General features: G+C 43.4%; 7 protein-coding genes. All 7 read right to left on the bottom strand.

All coding sequences use genetic code 11. The features are described 5' to 3' along the window. Positions 1-367: 367 nt before the first annotated feature. Entirely contained in the window at positions 368-838 is a 471-nt protein-coding gene (locus D8S93_RS24470; RefSeq protein ID WP_152816157.1) for a low molecular weight phosphatase family protein, read from the bottom strand. Positions 839-872: 34 nt separating this feature from the next. Then, a complete protein-coding gene (gene pstB / locus D8S93_RS24465) occupies positions 873-1,613 on the bottom strand; it encodes a phosphate ABC transporter ATP-binding protein PstB (RefSeq protein ID WP_009704356.1) in 741 nt (246 codons plus the stop codon). 110 nt (positions 1,614-1,723) lie between these two features. Then, entirely contained in the window at positions 1,724-2,974 is a 1,251-nt protein-coding gene (pstA, locus tag D8S93_RS24460) for a phosphate ABC transporter permease PstA (RefSeq protein ID WP_152816154.1), read from the bottom strand. After that, positions 2,967-4,352, bottom strand: coding sequence for a phosphate ABC transporter permease subunit PstC (pstC, locus tag D8S93_RS24455; protein ID WP_152816151.1), 1,386 nt, complete (start codon positions 4,350-4,352; stop codon positions 2,967-2,969). The genes pstA and pstC overlap by 8 nt, the downstream gene beginning before the upstream one ends. A gap of 4 nt (positions 4,353-4,356) precedes the next feature. After that, positions 4,357-5,388 carry a PstS family phosphate ABC transporter substrate-binding protein gene (locus D8S93_RS24450; protein WP_152816147.1) on the bottom strand — a complete coding sequence of 344 codons (1,032 nt, stop codon included), beginning with the start codon at positions 5,386-5,388 and terminating at the stop codon, positions 4,357-4,359. A 408-nt stretch (positions 5,389-5,796) separates the two neighbouring features. After that, on the bottom strand, positions 5,797-6,036 hold the full coding sequence (locus D8S93_RS24445) for a hypothetical protein (RefSeq protein WP_031814330.1): 240 nt from the start codon (positions 6,034-6,036) through the stop codon (positions 5,797-5,799). Between the two features lie 420 nt (positions 6,037-6,456). After that, the coding region (locus tag D8S93_RS25395; RefSeq protein WP_193621675.1) for an efflux RND transporter permease subunit at positions 6,457-6,614 on the bottom strand (158 nt) is incomplete at its 5' end.

The following is a 6,614-nucleotide window of genomic DNA, read 5'->3' as shown; positions in this document are numbered from 1 at the left end:
TAGATTGCATGATGCCTTATAATTTCAGAAGAATGCTGTTACCCAAGCTTCTTCGGATAACTTTTAATAGGGGAAAATTATAGATTCGAAGTAAGTAAGAGCTTTTGCTCTGAATTGTTTTGGGGCAATTTCGTGTTTCATGCACTGTCAGCAAACCTCTGGACAGAAACGTTTCCGTCGCTTTACGAAATTAGTATTCAAAGAATTACTTCAGGTGTTGCGACCCTCCACTATAGTGGCTAAATTCATTCAGCTACTACAGACATCTTGGATACACCTTCGTCTTAAATGCTCCATGTACTATTCTGATTTTTCAAATCTTTACTTTTAGAGATTTGCTCACGAGTTATCACAGAATGAGCAAGGGCTACATACCTTTTAGCTCGATTAATTTTATCTCCAACTCTTCTTTGGATATATCACTTTGTAATAGTTCACCAGTAATAGATAAGCGGCGATAAAGTGAGTCTCTAAGTCTGTGACAATGAGCATATTTATCGCGGTCTGAAAGTTTGTTATCAAAGGCGTCGACTTGCCAATTTATCCTCATCCCTCCAGACAGCCACATAGGTGCTCGCTCTTTATGTAAAGTGTCACAAAGAATGATGACGATGTCAGGTTGAAAAGCAGTCCGCTCTTCCCAAGAATGCGAGTAATTATGAGGTATCGGCATCGAATGATCTTCTAAAAACTGCTTGACCACAGGGTTAATAGAGCCAACCGGATGAGAACCACCACTTGCTACTTTTATTGCTGGTGACCACAGTTGGGTCGCAATGGATTCAGCAATCACGCTTCGTCCAGCATTGTGTTTACAAATAAAAAGAACTTTATTCATGTTCATTCCCTCACCAATATTCATCATCCGCGCACTATCCAAAATGCCCTTGCAAGTAGCCTTTGGTTAGCTCATGTTCCGGATGTTTAAAAATGTGCTCTGTCGGGTTAACTTCAATTAACTTACCTAAATGGAAGTATGCCGTTCTCTGGGATACACGCCTCGCTTGTTGCATTGAGTGCGTCACAATGCCAATAGCGTAATTTTCTCTCAGCTCTAGGATTAATTTCTCGATAATAGAGGTAGCAATAGGATCCAGTGCTGAGCATGGTTCATCCATTAATATCACTTCCGGGCTGATAGATATCGCGCGAGCAATACAAAGGCGCTGTTGTTGCCCGCCGGATAAGCCAGTCGCAGGCGAATCTAACCTTGAGGATACCTCATTCCAAAGCCCAGCCTTTTGCAATGACGCCTTTACCACATCATCGAGCTCAGATTTTGTATCCACTAAGCCGTGCAGTTTAGGACCATAAGCAATGTTGTCATAAATTGATTTTGGGAAAGGGTTCGGTTTCTGAAAAACCATTCCCACTCTGGCTCTAAGTTCTTCTGGCTCTAGAAAGAAAATATCGTTGCCATCTAGCGTCATATTACCGGTCACTTGGCACGTGGGTATGGTGTCGTTCATACGGTTGAGGCAACGTAAGAAAGTGGATTTACCGCAGCCAGAGGGACCGACCATAGCGAGCACTTCTTGCTGTCCCAAATCTAAACTTACATCGAAAAGCGCTTGGGTACCTGAATAGTACACATTGAGGTTGCTGGCGGTCATACTCGGATTGGCAGATTGATAAGCACCAATGGTTTGGTACGTTTCAAAAGCATCCTTCACACTTTTTGAATTCGATAAGTTTAAAGACTCAAATGTATTCCCTTCCATCATCACCACCTCCTTTCTAGCTTTTTACGTAAATAAAGTGCTACGCCATTCATCAAAAACAAGAAAAACAACAAAACCATGATGGCTGCGGACGTAAGTTCTGCGAAGCCTCTTTCTGGGTTCTCTGACCAAAGAAAAATTTGAACGGGTAAAGCGGTTGCCGCATCAAGAAAACCTTGCGGAATGTCTACGATAAAGGCAACCATACCAATCATTAACAGTGGTGCAGTTTCACCAAGTGCTTGTGCCATGCCTATGATGGAGCCAGTAAACATTCCGGGAAGCGCAAGAGGGACAACATGATGGAACACCACTTGAGTTTTCGAAGCCCCCATCGCTAATGCGCCATCGCGGATTGATGGAGGTACAGATTTCAGAGAAGCTCGACTCGAGATAATAATGGTAGGCAGTGTCATCAATGTAAGTACTAAGCCCCCGACTAATGGTGTAGACCGAGGGAGGCCTAAAACATTGAGGAAAATAGCAAGCCCCAGTAACCCAAAAACAATGGAGGGAACAGCTGCTAGGTTATTGATGTTAATTTCAATGATGTCAGTCAGTTTATTTTTAGGCGCAAACTCTTCTAAGTAGATGGCCGCCCCAACGCCAATCGGAAAACTCAGAGTTAATGCAGTAATGATCGTGAATGTTGAACCCATGAATGCGCCAGCAATACCCGCAACTTCAGGGTTCCTACTGTCCCCATTGTTGAAAAAGTACCAATTGAAACTTGTTCGAATACGGTCTTGAGCTTCCAGTTGTGTATACCAACTTTTCTCACGGTCAGAAAAGAGGCTGTCGTTCATGGTGGCTTTGCGCTTAGTATATTGATTAACAGCATCTCCCGCTGGTAGCCACAAGGTTAGCTGCGTAGTTCTCGCCTGAGCTTTGTCTATTGCTTCCTTTAGAAGATACTCGGACTCAGGTGACAGAAATTGGTAGAGTTTTCTCCGTTCAGAGCGTGTTTGTGCAGATCTGAATTCACTGCGGAGTGCATCTCTAAGTAGCTGTCTTGGTGAGTCTAACCTTGCTTCCCCATTAATTTTAAAGGTCATTTTTATCTCGGTTGTTTTCAAAGCGCCGATACCCGTTGAGAAAATGGCAATGAACAAGATAATTAGGAATGACAGTGCTGAGAAGATCGAAAGAACACCATAAAGTCTAAACCGCTTTTCCGATTTTCGCCGTTGTTTTAACGAGTGACGGACTCGCGTATTTTTGTCCTGAGACAACTTTAATAAAGGATCATTCATATTGCTCTCGATACTTCTTCACGATGCGTAAAGCAGCAACGTTCAAACACAAAGTGACTAAGAATAACGTTAAACCTAGTGCGAACGCGGCGAGTGTTTTAACGCTATCGAATTCTTGATCGCCCACCAATAAGGTGACAATCTGAACCGTGATCGTCGTGACGGATTCCAGAGGATTGGCGGTGAGGTTGGCAGCCAAACCAGCAGCCATCACTACAATCATAGTCTCCCCAATCGCCCTTGACACTGCGAGAAGTAGCCCACCAACAATCCCAGGTAAAGCAGCGGGTAAAACAACTTTTTTAATCGTTTCGGAATGGGTCGCACCCATTGCTAATGATGCGTCTCGAAGGCTTTGGGGAACGGCTCTTATCACGTCATCAGACAGGGAGGACACGAAGGGAATTATCATTACGCCCATTACAACTCCTGCGGCCAAAGCGCTCTCAGACGAGGCTGATTGACTACCAAGTGATTCCGCCATGTTGCGGATAGCCGGCGCTAAAAAGAGCGCAGCAAAGAAGCCGTAAACAACGGTTGGTATGCCGGCGAGAATTTCCATCATGGGCTTAATTATGTTTCTCGCTTTTTCTGGTGCATATTCTGCGAGATAAATAGCACTAAATAGCCCCACAGGGGCAGCAACAGACATTGCAATAACCGTGATGAGTAACGTCCCCATAAATAGAGGTATTGCCCCAAAAGAGCCACTAGCGCCTTGCTGGTCTTCTCGAATGGCTATTTGTGGTGACCAATGTGTGCCGAAAAGAAACTCATTGATAGGGACTTGAGAAAAGAAAAGAATGGACTCAAACAAAACGGACAACACAATACCAATCGTCGTTAATATTGCGATAGTGGAACTTGCTGCAAGAAGGAACCGAATTGTTTTCTCAACATGAGGGCGCGCTCTGAATCCTGCTTTTATTTTGTAAAACGCTATTATCGATGTGGAGACGATGAGCAGTATCGCGCTCCAACTTTTAATCGTTGTGCTGAGTTCATTCAGCGCTCGATAGTAAGCATGAGTTTCAGTTAACTGAGTTTGATAGTTCGCATCGGCGCTTGTTTGTGTGTCGAGAGCTTGAATTTTGGCGTAAAGCAGGTCCCTCGTCGTCCCGGTCTCCGAGATTGGAATGAGCGAAGTAAAATGTTCAAGAGTAAGATGACGAACAAGCCAAGGCTCACTGATTTGCCAGAATAGCATGAAGACGAACACAGGGAGCACTGTCATCCACATTGCGTACCAACCGTAGTAGTTTGGCAATGAATGTAGGTAACGTGCTCCTCCTAAATTCTGTGCAGCTTTGAGTGCTTTCCATCTCGCAAACAGAAAGTTCAAAGCTGCACACAGCAGAACGGCAAAGAAAAAGTACATCGCTCTACAAATTTGGCGTTAGGTTTTTGGCATCATTGCGGACTTGTTCCCACTCCTGGAGAGGCAAAGGAATCAGCCCTCGGTCAGCTAAATAACCGTCTTCACCAATTGCATCTTCTTGCGTAAATGCATTCACATATTCTGCAATGCCAGGGATAACTCCAACATGCGCTTTTTTCACATAAAAGAATAGTGAGCGGGATACTGGATACGAACCGTCGCCAATAGCTTCAAACGTGGGAGCAACACCATTAATCTTTGCACCTTGCACTTTATCTTGATTTTGGTCTAAAAAGCTAAAGCCAAAGATACCAAAAGCGGCTGGATTGCTAGATAGTTTTTGCACGATTAGGTTGTCATTTTCACCCGCTTCAACAAAAACGCCGTCTTCCCTAATACCGTGACACGCGGCTTTATATTGGGCCTTGTTTGATTTGCTCATCGCCTTCATGACAGGGTTGGTATCACAACCCGCTTCCATGACTAATTCGACAAAAGCATCTCGAGTACCCGATGTTGGCGGAGGTCCCAAAACTTCGATCTTAACATCGGGTAAGTTACTGTTAACTTGCTTCCAAGTTGAGTAAGGATTCGGTTTTAACTCACCGTTTTCATCGGGCAGCACTTTAGCTAGGGCCATGTATATATCTTTGATGGAAACATTCAACTGAAAAGATTTGACCGAGTTGGCAAACGCGATACCGTCGTAGCCAATCTTTACTTCGACAATATCTTTAACACCGTTTTTTGCGCACAGCTCTATCTCCGAGGACTTTATCTTTCGAGATGCGTTGGTGATATCTGGCGAGTTTTCACCAACACCGGCACAGAACAACTTTAGACCACCACCGGAGCCCGTTGACTCAATTTTAGGTACTGCAAAGTCAGTGGATTTCCCGAATCGTTCAGCCACAACGGTAGCAAACGGGTAAACCGTCGATGAGCCTACAATGCTGATTTGATCTCTAGCGTGGGTATGATGTGATGCAAGCACTAACCCTGCCGCAAGTAGTGAACCTAACTTAAACATACGCATGTCAATCTCCTTATTGAGCGTTCTGCTACTAAAATAGCCGTAGGAAATTGATGTTGCCAAAGATAGTAACCAAAAATTCATAAACCGGAAGAGAAAAGCCACGTTGGCTCTCATCTCGTATATGCAATTTTTAACTGTGTGATTATGTGGCGACGTAACGCGATGAGGGACGGGGGAGCAATGCTTTCTTATGCAGAGGGGTAGAAATTAGTTTGTCTAAAAGCAAAAATAACGTCGTGATATGCTTTCGTTATGATTGTGTAGTGTCATGGCTATCACATGAAACAGCATTTTCATCAAGGAGTCAGATGCATGCAACAATGTCGCTTCATCATTAGATTGTACAGACTTCTTGTACTCCATGTCAGTTCTTAGCAACATTGCTTTAGCGCCTTAATTGGCGCTTTTTTATATGTGCACTGGGCTTTGTTTGCTTTTAACCAGTTCCACCAACGAGTATTTTGTTTGTTTTCCCAGCGCGACGTTTAGCATCGCAATAGATGTTTCTTTATCGCCGCCAAAAGCTCTAGTTATTGCGTCACAAACCTTATTCACTGAATATCTCTCTCCAACCATCCACCTGATCCAAAAATATTCAGCGCTATCAGAATCTAAGAGAGTATCTTCACCTAACATAAATTTTTTCATTGGACACGATCCTTATCTATTATCACCTAGCTTGTTTATTTTAGATTATATGAACCTTTTTTGTCATAAATGTTACACCTTATATGATTTTTGCCTTTGCACGTTACAGGGGTAAGTTCTTACTATCGTCAGCATGACAACATTCGCCACTACAGAGATGTGTAAATGATATCGAAAATCCAACCACACAGATTTAGCTCTAAACATGCGGTAAAGGTCACAAAAATAGAGATGTTTAAGTTCAAGTTCGAAGTTGCTCTGACTCACTTTGGGGCAAAGGTGACACAAATGTTATCTTTAAAAAACTGTGCATCTTCAAAACGTGCTCATATGCGCTGTGATAAATGCAACAATGCCAGCCAGATAGATTGACTGGCATTGAATCTAGTTAAGGTAATGTTTGGATGTTACTTCGCTCAGCTATTCTGCTTTGACCCTAAAAAGAACGGCGTAAAACAACGGAATCACCACTAAGGTTAAAATCGTCGCAAACAACAAGCCAAACATAATCGTTACTGCCATACTCTTGAAGAACGGGTCAATCAATAGTGGCGCGACGCCAAGAATTGTTGTGAGCG

Origin of the sequence: Vibrio sp. VGrn 2 (genome assembly GCF_009361695.1) — a bacterium.
Taxonomy (GTDB): domain Bacteria; phylum Pseudomonadota; class Gammaproteobacteria; order Enterobacterales; family Vibrionaceae; genus Vibrio; species Vibrio diabolicus.
This window is presented reverse-complemented; position numbering and strand designations above follow the sequence as displayed.

Bases quoted from the DNA above. Each gene is read 5' to 3' on its own strand.
- D8S93_RS24470 (WP_152816157.1), bottom strand. From the start codon at position 838: ATGAATAAAGTTCTTTTTATTTGTAAACACAATGCTGGACGAAGCGTG.
- pstB (WP_009704356.1), bottom strand. From the start codon at position 1,613: ATGACCGCCAGCAACCTCAATGTGTACTATTCAGGTACCCAAGCGCTT.
- pstA (WP_152816154.1), bottom strand. From the start codon at position 2,974: ATGAATGATCCTTTATTAAAGTTGTCTCAGGACAAAAATACGCGAGTC.
- pstC (WP_152816151.1), bottom strand. From the start codon at position 4,352: ATGTACTTTTTCTTTGCCGTTCTGCTGTGTGCAGCTTTGAACTTTCTG.
- D8S93_RS24450 (WP_152816147.1), bottom strand. From the start codon at position 5,388: ATGCGTATGTTTAAGTTAGGTTCACTACTTGCGGCAGGGTTAGTGCTT.
- D8S93_RS24445 (WP_031814330.1), bottom strand. From the start codon at position 6,036: ATGAAAAAATTTATGTTAGGTGAAGATACTCTCTTAGATTCTGATAGC.